Source organism: Neisseria sp. P0021.S007, assembly GCF_051956855.1.
The window spans coordinates 1-462 of the sequence record NZ_JBQCXA010001560.1 but is presented as its reverse complement, the minus strand read 5'-3'; the positions used below and the strand labels follow the sequence as shown (position 1 = coordinate 462).

Genomic DNA, 462 nt, shown 5'->3' with positions numbered 1-462 from the left:
GGCCATAACGTACGCCATCAAAACGGGACAAGTTGGTACTTGCTTCAGCAGAGGCAAGAACGTAATAAGCAGGAATCGACAATGATGTTTGCGGCAGGGAAACTTCAACAGTCTCCGCTCCTTGTACTTTGAGCAAATCAATAACGCTTTGCAAGGCCGTCTGAACATCGGCATCTGCGCCTTCGCCAAAATATTCTTTAGGCAAACCGATTTTCAAACCTTTGAGCGGCTTGTCCAAATCACGGGTGTAGTCTTCTTTGTCGCGCTCCAAACTGGTGGAATCGCGCTCGTCAAAGCTGGCCATAGCGTTCAACAAAATCGCGCAGTCTTCGGCTGTTTGCGCCATAGGGCCGGCTTGGTCGAAGCTGGAAGCATAGGCAACCATACCGAAACGTGAAACCGTACCGTAAGTCGGCTTGATGCCGGTAATACCGCAATGCGATGCAGGCTGACGGATAGAAC

1 protein-coding gene is annotated in these 462 nt (G+C 50.6%); it reads right to left on the bottom strand.

Translation table 11 applies throughout. The features are described 5' to 3' along the window. The coding region (locus ACTHUR_RS20260; RefSeq protein ID WP_440400590.1) for an amidase family protein at positions 1–462 on the bottom strand (462 nt) is incomplete at both ends.